Raw genomic sequence first — 396 nt, forward strand, 5'->3', positions numbered from 1 at the left:
TTCGCCTCGTCTTGCGGTAGTGGCTTGTCGTAGAGCTTCTTGCCGTCGCGGTCCAATGCGACTGCGTGGTGTTCGGTCTTGCCGACGTCGATTCCGATGAACACGTCGACTGTGTCGTACCCGTCGATCATGAGGCACCTCTTCCAGATTGGCAACTGGTGAAGCTGGCGCGCCTGCGGCCTCAAAGTTCGGCATCCACGTTACGACCGACTCTTCACTCGCGCCCATGGTGCACACGGTTGGGTCCGGTCCCTATCAGCGATCCTTTGATGCCTATCGGAACCCGGTGACAACACCCCCCGGATCATCAATGACTGGGGGCATAAGTCATGCCGGGCCCGACGGGCCAGCAGTCCTGATCCTGTCACGAACCAGGGCTACTAAAAAGGTAACGGG

At 59.3% G+C, this 396-nt stretch carries 1 protein-coding gene; it reads right to left on the reverse strand.

What is annotated here, in order from left to right; translation table 11 throughout:
• The coding region (locus NQ036_RS15525) for an IS110 family transposase (RefSeq protein WP_257060040.1) at positions 1-131 on the reverse strand (131 nt) is incomplete at its 3' end.
• Between the last annotated feature and the right edge of the window lie 265 nt (positions 132-396).

Source organism: Brevibacterium sp. 91QC2O2 (assembly GCF_024580695.1).
GTDB lineage: Bacteria > Actinomycetota > Actinomycetes > Actinomycetales > Brevibacteriaceae > Brevibacterium > Brevibacterium moorei.